Source organism: Bacillus sp. RC240, from assembly GCF_044907945.1.
In the GTDB taxonomy this organism is placed as follows: Bacteria; Bacillota; Bacilli; order Bacillales; family Bacillaceae_G; genus Bacillus_A; species Bacillus_A mycoides.
On record NZ_JBIYCT010000019.1, the window covers coordinates 17,617 to 33,904 of the forward strand.

11 protein-coding genes are annotated in these 16,288 nt (G+C 30.3%); 5 read left to right on the forward strand and 6 right to left on the reverse strand.

Annotated elements, in window-relative coordinates:
• The first annotated feature begins 593 nt into the window (after positions 1 to 593).
• Complete coding sequence (locus tag ABH955_RS28230) at positions 594 to 896, forward strand: hypothetical protein (RefSeq protein WP_000717615.1); 303 nt, start codon at positions 594 to 596, stop codon at positions 894 to 896.
• Between the two features lie 261 nt (positions 897 to 1,157).
• On the opposite strand, the gene ABH955_RS28235 is transcribed toward ABH955_RS28230, so the two are convergent.
• Entirely contained in the window at positions 1,158 to 1,730 is a 573-nt protein-coding gene (locus ABH955_RS28235; RefSeq protein WP_404458198.1) for a tyrosine-type recombinase/integrase, read from the reverse strand.
• A 683-nt stretch (positions 1,731 to 2,413) separates the two neighbouring features.
• Here ABH955_RS28235 and ABH955_RS28240 point away from each other — a divergent pair.
• Positions 2,414 to 2,980 carry a hypothetical protein gene (locus tag ABH955_RS28240; protein WP_404491909.1) on the forward strand — a complete coding sequence of 189 codons (567 nt, stop codon included), beginning with the start codon at positions 2,414 to 2,416 and terminating at the stop codon, positions 2,978 to 2,980.
• 418 nt (positions 2,981 to 3,398) lie between these two features.
• Here ABH955_RS28240 and ABH955_RS28245 read toward each other — a convergent pair whose 3' ends face one another.
• The gene (locus ABH955_RS28245) at positions 3,399 to 3,773 is read right to left on the reverse strand and encodes a hypothetical protein (RefSeq protein ID WP_404458193.1); all 375 of its coding nucleotides are present in this window, start codon (positions 3,771 to 3,773) and stop codon (positions 3,399 to 3,401) included.
• A gap of 1 nt (position 3,774) precedes the next feature.
• Complete coding sequence (locus ABH955_RS28250) at positions 3,775 to 4,596, reverse strand: ParA family protein (RefSeq protein ID WP_404458190.1); 822 nt, start codon at positions 4,594 to 4,596, stop codon at positions 3,775 to 3,777.
• Between the two features lie 891 nt (positions 4,597 to 5,487).
• On the opposite strand from ABH955_RS28250, the gene ABH955_RS28255 reads away from it, so the two are divergent.
• Entirely contained in the window at positions 5,488 to 6,966 is a 1,479-nt protein-coding gene (locus ABH955_RS28255) for a primase C-terminal domain-containing protein (RefSeq protein ID WP_404458188.1), read from the forward strand.
• A gap of 535 nt (positions 6,967 to 7,501) precedes the next feature.
• On the opposite strand, the gene ABH955_RS28260 is transcribed toward ABH955_RS28255, so the two are convergent.
• From ABH955_RS28260 to ABH955_RS28270, 3 genes are all read right to left on the reverse strand, one after another.
• Positions 7,502 to 9,349, reverse strand: a complete 1,848-nt coding sequence (locus tag ABH955_RS28260) for an FtsX-like permease family protein (RefSeq protein WP_404458185.1) — start codon at positions 9,347 to 9,349, stop codon at positions 7,502 to 7,504.
• A 16-nt stretch (positions 9,350 to 9,365) separates the two neighbouring features.
• The gene (locus ABH955_RS28265; protein WP_215601148.1) at positions 9,366 to 10,127 is read right to left on the reverse strand and encodes an ABC transporter ATP-binding protein; all 762 of its coding nucleotides are present in this window, start codon (positions 10,125 to 10,127) and stop codon (positions 9,366 to 9,368) included.
• 594 nt (positions 10,128 to 10,721) lie between these two features.
• A complete protein-coding gene (locus ABH955_RS28270) occupies positions 10,722 to 13,847 on the reverse strand; it encodes a type 2 lanthipeptide synthetase LanM family protein (RefSeq protein WP_404458182.1) in 3,126 nt (1,041 codons plus the stop codon).
• Positions 13,848 to 14,564: 717 nt separating this feature from the next.
• On the opposite strand from ABH955_RS28270, the gene ABH955_RS28275 reads away from it, so the two are divergent.
• Entirely contained in the window at positions 14,565 to 15,833 is a 1,269-nt protein-coding gene (locus ABH955_RS28275) for a helix-turn-helix domain-containing protein (protein WP_404458179.1), read from the forward strand.
• 173 nt (positions 15,834 to 16,006) lie between these two features.
• Complete coding sequence (locus tag ABH955_RS28280; RefSeq protein WP_215601151.1) at positions 16,007 to 16,174, forward strand: hypothetical protein; 168 nt, start codon at positions 16,007 to 16,009, stop codon at positions 16,172 to 16,174.
• Positions 16,175 to 16,288 lie beyond the last annotated feature (114 nt).

A 16,288-nucleotide genomic window follows, 5' to 3' on the forward strand; every position in this document is an offset into this window, starting at 1 on the left:
TCTCCTTTGTTATTAATATATTCCAATTATTACACTCCTTGTATTTGAAAACAACGATAGAATTACTACAGATGATTCAATTTATGTGAATCTGAAAGTACTTTTCTAGGTTTCTAGATACAGTGACTGCTGATAATAGGACGTTATGTTAACCAAGCATGTATAGAATATACAATCAAAAAAACACCGCACATCACTTTTTAAGAATGGTATAATAAGGAAAATGACTGGGGTGAAAAGCTAATGGAAGACTCTATGTTTGTGTTTCGAGTTATTTTCAATGCACTAACATCATTCTTTTCCAACGGGGTCTGGGTCGTTTTGTTCTTCTTGTTAAATAAAACGTATGAAAACAAAACTTTCAGAACAGCATCGAGTATTATTACTGTTGTTGTCTTAGTATTTTATTTGTTTTATTACATTCGGAATAGCATGTAATGCCTTTCTTTGAATAAGGTAGGGAAATCCCCCAGTATCCAAGACTAAATTTTACCCATACACCATTTTTTTGATGTAGCTCTTGAAGATAAAAACTATTTAATTTTCAAGGAACAGTTATTAACTTAAAACTTATTATACGAGGAGGGTGTATCATGAAAAAAATATGCTTTGTATTAATTGTCGACGCTGGTATAAATTATGGTTCAATATTTTCTCTACCATTTTTAAGGAATCAGGATGATTTGAAGGAATATTTTTCTAAGTATTATGATGTTTCAATTAATTATATTAGGGATAAAAACTCAGTTGACTATTTGGTAGTTCCCAAACCGTGTCCACCTTTTGATAATGAAAATAATCTTCCAATAATTGAAGTACCAGCAATCTTATTTATGGAAAAGAATTTTGAAAAAATAAAGACTTATATAGACAATTATTTTTCTAATAACTCATAAAGAAAATAAAAGTACAGTAAAAAGAAGTCCGATAAAAAACGAGTGGCGTAGAATATTTCTATTAATCATTCGTTTTTTATTATATTTACATATATTTTTTAAAAGAGGATTATAGACGTTCTGAAAAAGATTAATTATAACAAGAACAGTGTTCGTACCCCAATAAGAGGGGTTTACTTTACTTCCAATAACGGATTTTATGTAAATAAGCTGTCCATATGGACAGCTTATTGTATTTCTTTGTCTAGTATGGTTTATTTTTTAAATTTGAAATGTATCTAAGATATTATCTTTCTCTTCTTTATTGATACCAATATATTTAAGTGTAATTTGTGGCGTACTGTGATTGAGTATGTCTTGTAACATAGCTACATCCTTTGTTTGTTTATAGAACCAATAGCCGAAGGTTTTTCGCATGGTGTGAGTACCAATGGATTCTACACTGGAAAAATCTCCGGCTTTTTGTAATTGTCGATAAGCTTGGATCTTACTAATGGGTTGATTTCCTTTACGGGAAGGGAATAACCAGGTATTTTCTAGGGTTTGGGCATATGAATAGACTTCATCAAAAATAGAAGTAAGATTAATCACGCGTTCTTTCTTGGTTTTTCCTTCTTTGATCTTAAATTCTTTTCTCTTTTTTCGTTTTAATTTTATTATGGTTTGGGTTTCAATGTGGAGTAGATCGCTGACACGTAATCCTGTATTGATTCCAATTAGAAAGAGAATATAGTCTCGTTCGGAACAGTGGCGTTTTAGGGCCCATTTCATATCTTCGATCTGTTCTTTACTTCTAATAGGCTGTACATCAATAAGATGTGGTTTTTTATTCATGGATTTATGACCTCTTTATTTATAGTGTTTTGAATGTATACTTTCGTCTTATAAATTGAGGATATCAGGAGAATTGGAGATAAGTCAATATTTAAAGGGATTTGAATGTAAACTAATATTCAAAAGTTTACATTCATTTTTCAATGTGAATATCTAAAAGTTTTAACAGTTTGATAACATGATAGTTAAACAAATTAATGAAGAACAATGAATTAATATAATATTTTATAAAGATAGATTATCGAAATTTCTGCGTAATATTAAAGTAATTTCTAAAAAAACATTTATACTAAGCCACAAAAAAATAATTATAAAAAGAAAATCAATAATTATTATTAAATAGTTTTTTGACTCTCTTTTTATTTCTGTATTTAGTGCTGAAATAAAATTTATTTTTAATAAAATTAAGACTGAAAAAAATAATAAATTGAATAAAAAAATATCCATTATGAGACCCCTTTGTATATTTTGGTAATAAATTACACTTATTATCAAATATACAAAATTTTTCGTTAAGGAGTAAGTCCAGATAGATAAAAAAGTAAACTTTTATCTAAAAGTTTACTTTCAAATGTATTTTATTTATCGTTGTTTTTTATTCCTATTAATTTTCTTAATATTGAAAAATACAAATTTATATTTTTCAATTATTGTATGATTGTAAAATTTGAAGGGGTGTTGATATGAAGATTAAAGGGGTATTAATGTCTTTATTAGTTTTTGTTATATTTTTAGGTTTTTTTCCAATAGAAAAAGCAAATGCATCAGTATTGTTTACTTCTGATGTCGAATCAGAAGTAATTGATAAAATTGATACAAATAAACGTTATTATGTAGTTCCAGAGGATTCTCCAACAATGGGAATAAACGCAATTGGCTCAATGCATGTGGGGGGACTTTCATTGCCTGTTGTTCTCGGAACTATAGAAAATCCTGGAGCAACCTCTTTAAAATTTCATTATTCAGAATATAATAAAAAATATCGAATCCAGTGTACTGAATTTTTGAATATTGGTAATATTAAAATTGATAAGTGGATTTCGATTCCTTCTAGTGGTAGCGCAAGTTGGAATGAGGAGAGATATGCTGATTATTGGACTATTACACCTATAGATGGTGGATATACAATTCAAGCAGAAGATAACAGGTATTTAAATTATAGAAAAACAATATCTTCATGGGATAAACCTATGACTATAGTTGAGATAAGTGATAAAAAAAGTGTTTGGAAATTAGTACCTGCGTCTTAAAATTGTATAAGTTTTAAGTATATCTTATCTAAAAAATAATACATAAATAAAACAGTACAAGTCATTTTAATATGCGATTTGTACTGTTTTACATTTATTAAAACTCAAATCTAACTAAAAAAATAAAATAGATTTTATGATCTGAGATTACATGTACTCGAGTCATTTTTCATACCGATATTGAAAGTAAACAAATATTCAAAAGTTTATATTTGAATCAAGTATGGATTCCTTGTTTTTCTGTTCTTATATAATATTTAAAATTATGCAGGAATATCGTAAAAGAATTATAGCGGCAAGAGAGAAGAAAAAGCTGTGGTGGAAGTTCTGGTGGGTGTTACTAGATAAATTACGCAAAAGTAGAAAAGTATTCATTTCTACTTTTCTACTTATAATAATAGGGATATTTCTATATTTTTTATATCTCTGTTAAGAGCTTGAATTTCCTTTTCTGCTCAGGTGTTAGATCGTTTTCTACATAACGATCTATAAGTAAGTCTATGATTTCATAAGCGAATTTTGTGTTTGTAAGTTTCATTAATACTTCAAGTTCTTCTTTTGATTGATTAGAAATTTTAATACTGCCTTGCTGATTTTTAAATTTCTTTTCTGTTTCAGTTTTTTCGTTTCTTTTTTCTTTTCGAGTTACTTGTTTTTCTTCTGTCTTAGGTTGAGAAGGAGCAGTTGCTTCAACGTTATTTTCAATCGTAGCTTGTCCTTGCTTTGGTACATAAGGCTCAGTAGGCTCAAAGTTCCTTTTCTTTCTACCTAACAAACCAGGAGTTTTCGCCATATTACACACCAACCTTCATTTTTTCAAACATATCGATACGAGATAATAATTCATCACTAATCGTTTCGTATAAATCAATTACATTCATATCATGTCTATCTTTTTCAGTAATACCATTTACATCAAATCTTTTAATACGCTCCATTTGAGGAACGACATTTTTAAATAGGTTCTCTTCACCAAAGATTTCACGGGCGTTTTCCATAATGTATTCATCAACTTTACCATTATTTTTTAATAAGACAGGAAGAATACCAACTACTTCAATATCAAGATCATATTTTTCTTTCAACTTGATGAGTTCATTAACGTAGTTCTCTGCACCAGTAAGAGAACGTTCTTGTGTTTGTAAAGCAATTAGAACATAATCAGAAGCTACAACGGCGTTCTTCGTAACTTCTAGTGACATAGGAGGAACATCAATAAATATGTAGTCATATTTATGTTTTATCTTTTCAAGTAATCCTTTAAAGTAGTGATCTTCCTCTTTTTCAGAAGTGCAAGTCTTATAAAGGAACTTTGCGAAATCTTGAAAATCAACATAAGAAGGAATTAAATATAAATTCTCCATGATTTCCACTTCTAAACCATCTAAATTCCCTTCTTGTATCCCCTTCATTAATGTTTTTTCAACCGTTACAATTTCATCTGGATTAAGAATGGATTTCGTTAACATTAAAGACTTCGTTGCATTACTCTGCGGATCAAGGTCAACGAGTAACGTTCGCTTTCCTTTTTTCGCAACTTCATAAGAGTTTAATACAGCATTTGTGGTTTTACCAACGCCACCTTTGTAATTCCCAACCGTAATTGTAATAGCCATTTTTAACACTCCAGTAATATTTTTTAAAATTTCCCTATATCCCTTTATAGAAATAGGGAAAAATAGAAATAGGGAAATAGGGATATTTCTAATTATAGAAATAGGGATATTTCTATATTATTAAATGAATTATAACAATGATGTTCTGTATATGCAATAGAATGATAGAGTTAATAATTTATAACAAAAACGTTGATTTTAAAGGGAATTTTTAATTCGAGTCTGGTTTGAAAAGTAAGTGAGAGTGAAGATTTTCAAGGAGAGGTTTAAAGAGAAAAAAAACTAAAAAATAGGGAAATAGGGAAATAGGGAAAAATAGAAATATCCCTATAGGGAAATAGGGAAAAATAGAAATATCCCTATAGGGATATTATTTAAATTACGCGTAATTTCACTGTTTACAAACAAAAAAACTTGCTGTAATGTAAGAATTAGCAAGTTTTTCAACAAAAAGTGATTTAATTTGATACTGTACATAAAGAGCTTATTAGATAAATAAATGATAAAAAAATAAATAAAAAAAGAACGGCTGTCTAATTGAGATTTCTGAGGTCCCAATCTGACAGAAAAAGTAGAGTTACTGACAATAACTTTACTCCCCGGTGAATACACGTTGCTGTCAACAATTTGTATTCCATTTACACACTGCAAGACCAGTATGTAAAATTCTCCGTCCGTTCTAGTTAACTATGTTATTAGAGATATAAAAATATCTGTATTTAGTATAGTTAATTAGAGCTAGATTGTAAAGGTAGAAATCCGTATTTAAGTTTGTTTGAATATGGAGAAAAGTCTGTCTTTTATCTACTTTCCAGAGAATTTTTGAGGTGAGCAGTGGTATAACTGCTCACCTTTTTTATTGTCAAAAATTTAGTAGAAAGGAGATTTAACATGGATAAAGCGCAACAAGCAATCGAATTGATTTTACATGATGGGTTACGAAAATATAAATATAAAAACTCAAGAGCTAGCATATCCATGTTAGATTCTCAGGATACTAGTATCAAAATGGATGACAGATTTGTATTTATTACACGTACAAAAGAAGATTTAACGAACTCATATGGTACAAAGGGAGTTGTATTGACTTCTCAAGAAACAGTACTGGACCATATTGGACAAGCTACACATTGGACTCCGAATATTTTTAGAGTGGGAACGTACATAGATAGAAACAGAAAAATCATTAAAGGGCATGAAGAACGAAATCTAAAACAAATTAATTGTTTTACTGTTGATATTGATACAAAAGACCTTACTCCAGGGGAAATCGTACTTGCAGCAATGGACAAGCAGTTAGGAATGCCTACAGTTATTGTTGAAAGTGTGAAGGGATACCAGGTTTATTTTGTGTTGGATAATCCACTATTTATTTCGAATAAGAACGATTTCCGGGGATTACGTAGTGCAAAAAGAATCAGTGAGAACATCAGAAAAGCTCTAAGCGATCTTTTACCTGGTGTTGATTTGACATGTAATGATTTCGGATTCTTCCGTATGCCAAACGAAGATAACATTGTATGGTTTGATGCAAACAGTACATGTAATTTATCTCATTTAATTGAATGGTCTAAAGATCAAGATATGGGCCATCGTAGAAGTTTATTTACGGTTATTTCAAATAAGCAAATTAAAACTACGCAAATTACTGAAGGATGGGTACAAAAGGTATTAGCATGTACACATATCAGAGGTCAAAAAGGTGTATTTGGACGTGATAACGCTGTATTTACGCTCGCGTTAGCATGCTATTCTTCAAGAATGACTACAGATGAGACATATAATTTACTGGATGAATTTAATACAAACCTAAAAAGCCCTTTGAAAAATTCAAGTATTCAAAAGGCTATTCGTAGTGCTTTTTCAGGTAAATATAAAGGCGCAAACAAAGAGTACATCAATCAAATTTTAGAAATTTGGTCAGATAGAAAGGCAACATTTTCAGGTCTAGTACCATCACAGTATTGGTATAAACATAAGAAAGCACGCAAGGATCGTGTGCGTAGTCATTGGTATGAGTGGGAACACGATATCATTGACTTCTTAAACGTGCAAAAAAACACCGAAAAAGGATTCGTATACTTTACTCAAAAAGAAATATGTGAAGCGTTGCAAATCCCAAGAAGTACGTTAAACAACGTGCTAAAGAAATCGAGACAAATATATATCCATGTAATCGGTAAAGGTAGTCAACGACAAACAGGACTTTCTACTTTGTTGTTGCTTTTTAATAATGCTATTGGTCGTACAACAGAACAAAAAGAGTTGTACTTAGAGTTTATTCAATCAATCGTCCCTGGAGCTGCAGAGCGATTATATGATCTACTCCCAAGGGATAACAGTGATTCTATCACACTAAATACGGGCTAATTTGGTACTTTGTCCACTCTGCCAATACATATATCTATTGTAGTTTTTTTGTCCTCTGGGTTTTCTGTATATACTACAGTACGTGAAATTATTTTTTGACTTTCTATTGTGTTCGTAGGATGCTTAGATTTTATTTTTGTGATTTATTGTTCGCTCTTTAACAGGTGTATTAGTATTTTTACTACAGTACGTTCTTTTTGAATTAATGGAATCTTTTTATTAGAGGGTTCTTTAGACATGAAAAAAATAGTAGTGAGCGTTCTATTAAATCATTTGTACTAGGGGAAAATTGGATGTTTTTAAATACATGGTGAGGTGCGAGAGGATACTCTAAGTTCTGATGGTTATTTTTGTTATTTGGTAGAAATGTTTTTTAACATTGGTTTAAATAATAATGAGGAAAATGATAAAGTCTTGTTGGGGTTGATAGATTTATCATTTAGATGCAATGTGCTGAAAAAGAGTGAAATAAACAAAAGTAACTCTAAAATATACAATAAAAGTTGATTTTGGAGTTACTTTATGCTTACTTTTCTTATTTTTCTTTTGGAAGAACAATGCCTTTATACAATTGAACTGTAATGAAGTAGTAAATTGAGTAAATGACTATGAAAATTATTATTGGAAGCCAAATACGGAAATATGGATCGATTAGGATGAACGAAAAGATGTTCATACCAACTAATACGTGTGCAATCCCTACAATCGCTGGGAATAGGAATATTAAGAATAATTCTTTATAAATCGACTTTGTTAATAATTCACGGCGCACACCGATTTTACGAAGCATTTGATAACGCGTAATATCGTTTGATGCACCAGATAGAATTTTAAACATTAAACAGCTTGCCATCATTGCTAAGAAAGCAATTCCTAAGAAGAAGCCCATAAATACTGTCCCGCTCGAAATGCCGTAAAAACCAGTATATATCGCGTATTTACTTGGTATATCATCAATTTTTATATTTTTATATTTGATTAATTGTAACTCGTCAATTTTTTTCCATTCTTTTGTGTATGTTAAGAAATCATCTGTTTTTCCAATGAATACAGTATCTTCTGTATCTTTTAAGCTATCATATATTTTTTGATCGACAATTTTAATTGTTCGATCGGGATGCACGTAAGAGGGCTCCAGTGTTCCGAAGGCATCCTTCCACTCTGCCGAAATTAAATTAACTGTATCTTCAGAAAATTCTCTTACTGGTAGCGCTTCAGAAGCTCTTTTTTTCACTTTAGAAGGATCTTTCACTCCTTCTTTAATATATTTAACATCTTTTACGAAAGGACGATTTTTTTCTAAATCTTCTTTTACATAATAAACGTATTTATCATCTGTTTTATAGCGATATTCGCTGTTCTCTTTAAATGTAATACCATTTAAGATTTTCTTTTCTTCAGTCGTTGGATTATGAATCGTAACATCATAAATTGCAAGAGTATCTACATTCATCATAACGTTATTTTTAAATGCCATACCACCTGAGATTGCCCCCGCTCCAAGCGCAACTAACATCGTTACTGTCGCTAGTACTTTTGTTAAGCTGTTAATACGGAAGTTTAACTGTGCAAATGTAAAAGCATTAAGTCCTTTTTCAGTACGTTTTTTATTACTTTTCATCTTTTTAATAATAAGAGGTAGGAACGTTCCAAATAACATGTAAGTTCCAGACGTTACAGTAATTAAAGCAATAAAAATCCCAGATAGCCTTAACTTATCCATGTAAATCATAGAAGCATAGCCAATTGTTAATAAAATAATCCCCAATACTGCAAAGATAACAGTCTTCGCACCTTTTACAGAAACACGATCTGTTTTTGAATTTGCATGTACAAGTTGTAGGACTGTAATACGTGATAATTTGATACTATTCATAATTGCTGATAACACAAATAGCACAAAGAAGAAAACACAAGTAACAAGCATGGATGAAACATAAAACGCTTCATAACCACCTGTAGTAAAATCCAGTTGTTGCATTAGTAGTTTACCAATTACTTGTGCAAGCCCTACACCTACTGCAATCCCGATTACAAGGGAGGCCGCACCTAATACAATTGTTTCGATGAACATAAGAAATGTAACTTTATGTTTTTTTGCTCCTAACATCATATACATACCTAATTCTTTTTGGCGAAGCGATAATAAGAATGAGTTTGCATATATAATATAGAAGAATGTAATAATTGCTAATAAGATTGAACCAGCTTGGAATACTATTCCAATTTCACTAATAATAGAGTTTGCCTTAAGAAAGGCTTCGTTTAACGCTAATGTTTGAAACATATAAAAAATTGAAATGGACATGACAAGACCAACAAGTAAGATGATATAGTCCTTTAGCTTACTTTTTAGTCCTGACATAGAAAGTTTAAATAACATGCCTGAACCTTCTTTCTTATGCTTTTTGTGTACCTAAGTCTGCAAGTACATCTAAAATCTCTTTATAAAATACTTCACGTGCATCAGTGCGGTGGAGTTCTTTATATAACGCTCCGTCTTGAATGAATAAAATACGCTGACAGTAACTTGCACTATATGGATCATGTGTAACCATCATGATTGATACGCCTTGTTCTTTATTTAAGTTTGTCATTGCATCTAAAAGACTTGTTGCATTTTTAGAATCAAGCGCTCCTGTTGGCTCGTCCCCTAAAATGATAGCTGGTTCATGCACAAGCGCGCGCGCTGCTGCTGAACGTTGTTTCTGTCCACCAGATACTTCAGATGGATATTTTTGAAGAATAGCTGAAATTCCTAACATATTCGCTACTTTCTCTACTTTCGGTCCAATCTTACGTGATGGAACACCTTGAAGCGAAAGTGGAAGTGCAATGTTTTCATAAATAGATAAGTTCTCTAATAAGTTAAAGTCTTGGAAAATGAACCCTAATTTTTGTGAACGGAAATCAGAAAGTTCACCCTGTTTCATCTTTGTAATATCCGCACCGGAAATTTCAACAGCACCGCCTGTTGCTTTATCTAATGTTGAAATTACATTTAGTAACGTTGTTTTCCCTGAACCAGATGGTCCCATAATTCCAACAAATTCCCCCTCTTGAATCGAGAACGACACACCTTTTAATGCGTGTGATTGGTTTTCACCCTTTTTACCGTATACTTTTTGGACGTCTTTAACGACTACAACTGGTTTGTTCATATATATCCCCCTACACTCTCTTTTTTCTTATTCTGTATTTTTTTTTACATGCTTTACTGTGGATTTACCTTACATTTGCTTAACGCCTTTGTAAGGTAAACGAAACGGATCGATATGTTATTTTTAAGTATCTCAAAAGACGATATTAAAGATATGTAATTTTTCCAACACTCGCATTTGAATCTGGATCTAAAAATGTTGTAGATACAACTCTTACCGTTACACTAACTGGTATCCTAACTTCCAAGATTAATAATAATATTTCTATGATATTTCAAGCAGGTAATTGTATTTCATTAAAAGTAACTATAGGAAGTTCTAATGCTACAACAGATAATGTAGTACAAGTTGATATTTTTTAATGTTCTATAGTATCTAAATAAGCGAGAATTTGTACGCTATATAAAACAGTAAAATAAATATCCGATCCCTTAGCGTACAAGGAACCGGATATTTTGTGTCTAAATTGTATCCGCATGTACAGTTTTTTTCTTTGATATGGTGCCACCTATTAGTTTATCTTTTGACTATAAAAGCGGTTTAATTGTTATATTTTCAGTTACATAATCACAATTGATAGAGATATCTTTAAACTTACGGTAAATCTAAATTTAATACGGAAGGAATATCCGGGTTATTTAAACGCAACAATTCAAAGCCTATACCTGAAGTTCCAATCATGAATCCTAAGATATTTGTATCACCGTTTTGATCGAAATTCCATTTCCCATTTTCTTCTTTTTGTTTTAATACATATTCCCCAATCTTCTTCGAGATATCTATATATTCGTTATTTTTCGTCATTTTAGCGTAAGTCATAAGAAAATCAAGATTTCCAAAGTCACCATGACATAAGGTGTGAGTAGTACCAAATCCTTTATTCATTAGTATATGCACGGATTTTTGCAAATCATCATTAATAGTAGCATTTTCAATAAATTGGGACATCATTAATCTACTTATTCCTATTCCGCCGGCCCCATGACACCAAAATGCTGGGGCTTCCAGGTTTTTCTCTCCCCTTAAATCTAACCAATTGTCTTGAGTATCATTTACTTTACTATTTTCATAATTTAATATTGCCAATATATCATTTAGTAAGTGGGTTTGGTCCATTTTATAAGCGTATTCTAATAATGGCCAAGCATATCCAGAGGCACCGTGTGCTAATCCAGTGAGTAAGGTATTAGTTTTTATTTGATGAGAAGTCTGCTTTAATAATTTTTGAGCAATTAAATCACAAATAGGTTTTAATTCAGTAAAGTTAAATTTTTCATATAGTCTAATTAATACAAGCAGTGAACCACTTAATCCACCTATAAAATCATACATAGTCTCATCTTCAATTAATAGCGAATCTATTTTATTTATATATTCCCTAGATTTATCAATGAGTTTTCGATCATTCCAAATTTCTCCTAAATAAGCGCATACATATGAAATAGAGCTATATCCTGAGAATGCTGAAGTTGAATGTAATTTCGTATGTTTTACTTTTTCTTCAACATGATTCAATCCAGCGATAGCATACTTTTTATATTTTTCATCATTAGTTTCTTTTGCTAGAACCCCAAGGAATAGAACTATTCCTAGGCTACCGTTATATAAATCAGTGCCTATAGGAGACAATTTAAATTGCTCATTATTATCTAAATTAAGACCAAACCACAAAGCATCTTTGAAATTATCACCGACAATAGCAAGATCTATTATTTCATCACCGATTTTTTTGGCTTCATTCAAAAACTGATCTTTGTGATTGGTTTTTGTATCTAAAAGATTTTTTTCTACCTCTTTAAAGCCATAAGGGTTATATGTTTTTTGTTCGTTTGTAGCAATTGCACTAAGTGAAAGTTTTATAAATTCTATTTGGCGGTCATGATCTTTGTTACTTAATTTAGTTAGCTTTTCTTGTATTATATCTATTGAATTTTTATCAAAAAAATCCTTGATTTCAATTTTATCTGCACTAAATAAACTTGTTGAACCAACTTTGAAAGTAAAATAAGGTATATCAGCCCTTAAAAGGTCTTGTATTTCATACTTTGTAATTCGGCTAAATTTCGGTTGGAGGTTAACACCATGCCATAGATAATAGAATAAGCTTTCTCTATCAACCCCATTTTTTAAGTAATCAGGATGAATACTTGCCGCTACAAATCTTGCATAAGCTTCAGTTGGTCTAAAAACCTGTCTGGCGAAAGTATCTTTAAAAGCGTATAACGGGCCGTTTTCTAATATAAATTCATGTTGATTATTTAATATTAGTTTATACATATCCGTGAATCCATTAATAATCTTTTGAACGTATTCACTAGCATTTGTTTTCTTTTGTTTAATACGTGGGGTATTATTGAATTCTTGTAACTTAATTTTTTGTTTAACCATTTTAATTTGATCACTATATACATTATCTAGGGCATTTACTGCTGAAGGCTCTACTTCTAGTTCCCCACTTATTCCTAAACCGCTTAAATCATAATCAATAAGAGGATCATCACTGAATTTTACAGGCAGCATTAACGATTGAAAAACAGAGTCCTTAATATCTAATGATAGTTGGATAGAAGCACTTTTAGTATCTGTTAGCTTATCACTCAATTCAATTGTATTACTAAATAATGTTTCTAAGTCTATAAATATAGGATACTCACCATCAGCAATAATATTTTCATGATGGAAATCTGTTGAATTTAGTATATAAAATAAAGCTATATATCCGCCTTGTCTGTAGTAGAAATTTTCTACTTCCTGCGATGTATTACACTCACTTCCTGTAATAAACTCTTGATAGCCATATTCATCTCTGTTTAATACTGTTAAGTTTTTCAGTGGTTTTTTAAATCCTTTTTTATTAATCCAAGTTAATAATTCATTAAATAATTCATCTGTTTTTAACGAACGAGGTTTATATACTAATTTGCTTTTATTATTAAAGTTTAGCATAGCTACAGTTCTTCCATTTTGGTGAGTGTCACCGGCTTCCAAACCAATTGATGTTAAAGTGTTGAAATCCTCACCAAAAAGTTCAATTAGTTGATCTCGATCTTCTGTATAATGATAGACGATCTCAAACATTGCATCTACAGTACTATGTACAGTTTCTACCATTAGTCTGATCATTACAGGATAGGAATTGAATAAGCTCAGGATATATTCTTTGTCCTGAAGAAAATCATTCATAAAACTATCATATCTTTCCTTTTCATTCTCGCCACTTAGTAAATCACCGGTTCTCGCCATATTAATTTCTGTTATTAATACTTTTAATCCAATTCGGCTAATTCTATCAGCTACAGTTGATAAAATATTTTTCTTAAGGTTTTCTATATTAATATAGGACCTTTTTTCTTCATGTATACCCTTTAATTTATTTGATATTACTTCTAAACTATAGTTAAAAAACGGTACATAAAATGCATAAAACAGAATGCTTTTAAAATCACCTGAATATTCAACATCTTTATTGTGATAGGTATCATTGTTTATTAATTTGTTGACAATAGCGATCCATTCTAAAGAAGTTGTTAACTCTGGATGCTCCTTGTGAGATAATACAGTTTTGAAATGTTCTAACTCCATATTATTTTCCTGAATTAGAGTATTAATAGTTGATTCATTTAGCCCGGTCTTACTTACCCATTTTTGATAAAGCTCTTCATCAAATGTATTTTTTGTATTTTCTCTTTCTAATAAATATGTACCGTGTTGTAAAGTCATATCGCATTCTCCTTTAGCGTATTTATATAATATGTTTTCAAAATGAAAAACATTGAAATTTATGAAAATGTATCAATAAGAATAAATAGACTAACTAAATTGATGGCTTGTTGAGATATTTGACTGTTTATAAACATGATATGGTTTATCATATTTATAGAATTTTTTTCTGAAATTAGAGTAACTATCTTCTAACTGATTGAATTTCTATACCTAAAATATACGTGTTAATTTATGTTAATAACAATTAGTAAAATTTAATTGAAAAAATTGTGAGTTTTTCATGTTTTTTTCTGTATTATTTTACATGTTTCGTGATTTGAGATAGTTTCTGTAACATATAAGGAACTTTAATTATTTTATCGTTTTTAAATAGAAGACTTTTATTTTAAAGATCTAAAGGTATAAAAGATAAATTTTGTTAGGCGTAATTATGAGGGAATTGGTATAATATAGTAATGCGAATGAAAGAGAGGAGATAACTAATATTAGTAAATCGGGTATGCAAATTCCATACGCATCCCAATAAATATTAATAATTACAGTAATTCTTTACAGTTGCGTTGTATTCAATGTTTTCTTTACAGTTGGATTGATATGAATGAGGAAATATATAATGTTATTTTTTGTTTAGCTATCAAACAATACGCATATTATGATAGAGAATACTTATACAATATTGTCCCAAAATATTCATTTAGAGTAAGGAGAAGGAAAATGAACGTTGGTGAAAGAATTAGGCAAATACGTATACATAAAGAATTTACGCAAGGAGAATTAGTATCTGGGATATGCTCTATAACGTATCTAAGCAGAATTGAAAATGGGCAAATTAAACCGTCTGTTTCTTTTTTAGAAAAGGTCGCCAAAAAGATGGAAGTTGATTACAATTTTCTTTTAGGAGCAGATTATGAGGATATAGAACCTAAGCTTCTTGAAATATGTAATAGATATAAAAACGAAAATATTATGAGTGAAAAAGACTTATCTTCTTTAGAACTGTATGTTCGGGATATAGACTCTAGTACCTTATTGTTAAAGGCTTATGGTGTCTTAATATATTATCATTCCCGAAATAATAATTTAACGTATGTAGCCCCAATCATAGAACAAGCCTCGCAAGTAATTCCAAGCCAAGTAGAGAATCAGTATATCGAGGATTATATATATTATTTAATGGCCCGTGGACATTATTTTTTTAATAAACAAGACTTCGTTGCAGCACATGAAATCTATGTAAAAGCAGATAGTTTACTTGGTATTGAAGAAACTAGGCAACACGCTGATATATATTATAATTTAAGCTTAATAAACCAAAGTCTTTATAAAGATCAAAGTATTAGTCGCTTGTATGCTAAAAAAGCCTATGCATTGTATAAAAAGTTAAAAATAGAAAATCAGGTAATAAACATTCTTATAATTATTGCACTACAATATGAATTAGATCATATGTCTGAGAAGGCCCTTGAATCTTTAAAACAAGCAGAAATTGGTGCGAAGGCTAGTAATAATTCTATGTATCTACCATTGATTGCGTACAATTACGGAAAAATATACCAGGGATTGAATGATTATACTAATGCTATTAATTATTATGAAAAAAGTTTACAACTTAGCGAACTTTATCCACAACAGACAGAGAAGATATACTCAATAAGAAGCATGATAGAAATTTATATGGAATTTAAAGACTGGAAAAATGTTAATAACCTTATGGAAGATGCATTTAAGATATTATCGATTCAAGATGTACCTTATGCACATGTGCAACTATATGGCTTTAAAGCCAAGATATGTAGCATACGAGGGGATTATTATGGGTATGAGAAAAATATGCAAAAAGCAATTGAAATGGGATTAGAAAAAAAACAGTATACCTTAGTTCGTGAATTAGCTTATGAATTAGGAAACTATTTTAATGATAATCGTGCTTATAAAATGTCGGCAAAATATTTTAAAATATCAATTGAAAATTCTGGATTTTAAAAAACTATGAATGTATAATAAAGGTTTAGAATTTTAATTTTAATTAGTTAAATTTTTAACTTTAGTACTAGGAAAATTTAGATTTTAAATTGAAAATTTTTACTTATTCTTTTTAACCAAGCACCTCCATTAATATTTAAAGTAACAAAACACTTATTAATGGAGGTTCACTCATGAAGATAAAAAAGGTATTTTCAATTATTGCGATGTCTATTATATTTTCTTGTTTTTCTTTATCTACTAATATCAGTTCTGCGGATACTCCGAAAAATATAACTCCTCAAACTTATGCCATCGATACGCCTACAGTCTATAGTGACTGGAGACCTCCTCAAGTTTAATACATATTTACATAATAAAGTATATATAAGGACCCCCACTTAAATGGAGTATTTAGGTGGGGGTCCTTATATATTGGTTTTATAGACAATTAAGTTATAAATAATTAGTTAAAT

Coding starts and splice junctions, on each gene's coding strand:
- ABH955_RS28255 (WP_404458188.1), top strand. CDS start 5,488: ATGGATAAAGCGCAACAAGCAATCGAATTGATTTTACATGATGGGTTA.
- ABH955_RS28250 (WP_404458190.1), bottom strand. CDS start 4,596: ATGGCTATTACAATTACGGTTGGGAATTACAAAGGTGGCGTTGGTAAA.
- ABH955_RS28280 (WP_215601151.1), top strand. CDS start 16,007: ATGAAGATAAAAAAGGTATTTTCAATTATTGCGATGTCTATTATATTT.
- ABH955_RS28230 (WP_000717615.1), top strand. CDS start 594: ATGAAAAAAATATGCTTTGTATTAATTGTCGACGCTGGTATAAATTAT.
- ABH955_RS28235 (WP_404458198.1), bottom strand. CDS start 1,730: ATGAATAAAAAACCACATCTTATTGATGTACAGCCTATTAGAAGTAAA.
- ABH955_RS28245 (WP_404458193.1), bottom strand. CDS start 3,773: ATGGCGAAAACTCCTGGTTTGTTAGGTAGAAAGAAAAGGAACTTTGAG.
- ABH955_RS28260 (WP_404458185.1), bottom strand. CDS start 9,349: ATGTTATTTAAACTTTCTATGTCAGGACTAAAAAGTAAGCTAAAGGAC.
- ABH955_RS28275 (WP_404458179.1), top strand. CDS start 14,565: ATGAACGTTGGTGAAAGAATTAGGCAAATACGTATACATAAAGAATTT.
- ABH955_RS28240 (WP_404491909.1), top strand. CDS start 2,414: ATGAAGATTAAAGGGGTATTAATGTCTTTATTAGTTTTTGTTATATTT.
- ABH955_RS28270 (WP_404458182.1), bottom strand. CDS start 13,847: ATGACTTTACAACACGGTACATATTTATTAGAAAGAGAAAATACAAAA.
- ABH955_RS28265 (WP_215601148.1), bottom strand. CDS start 10,127: ATGAACAAACCAGTTGTAGTCGTTAAAGACGTCCAAAAAGTATACGGT.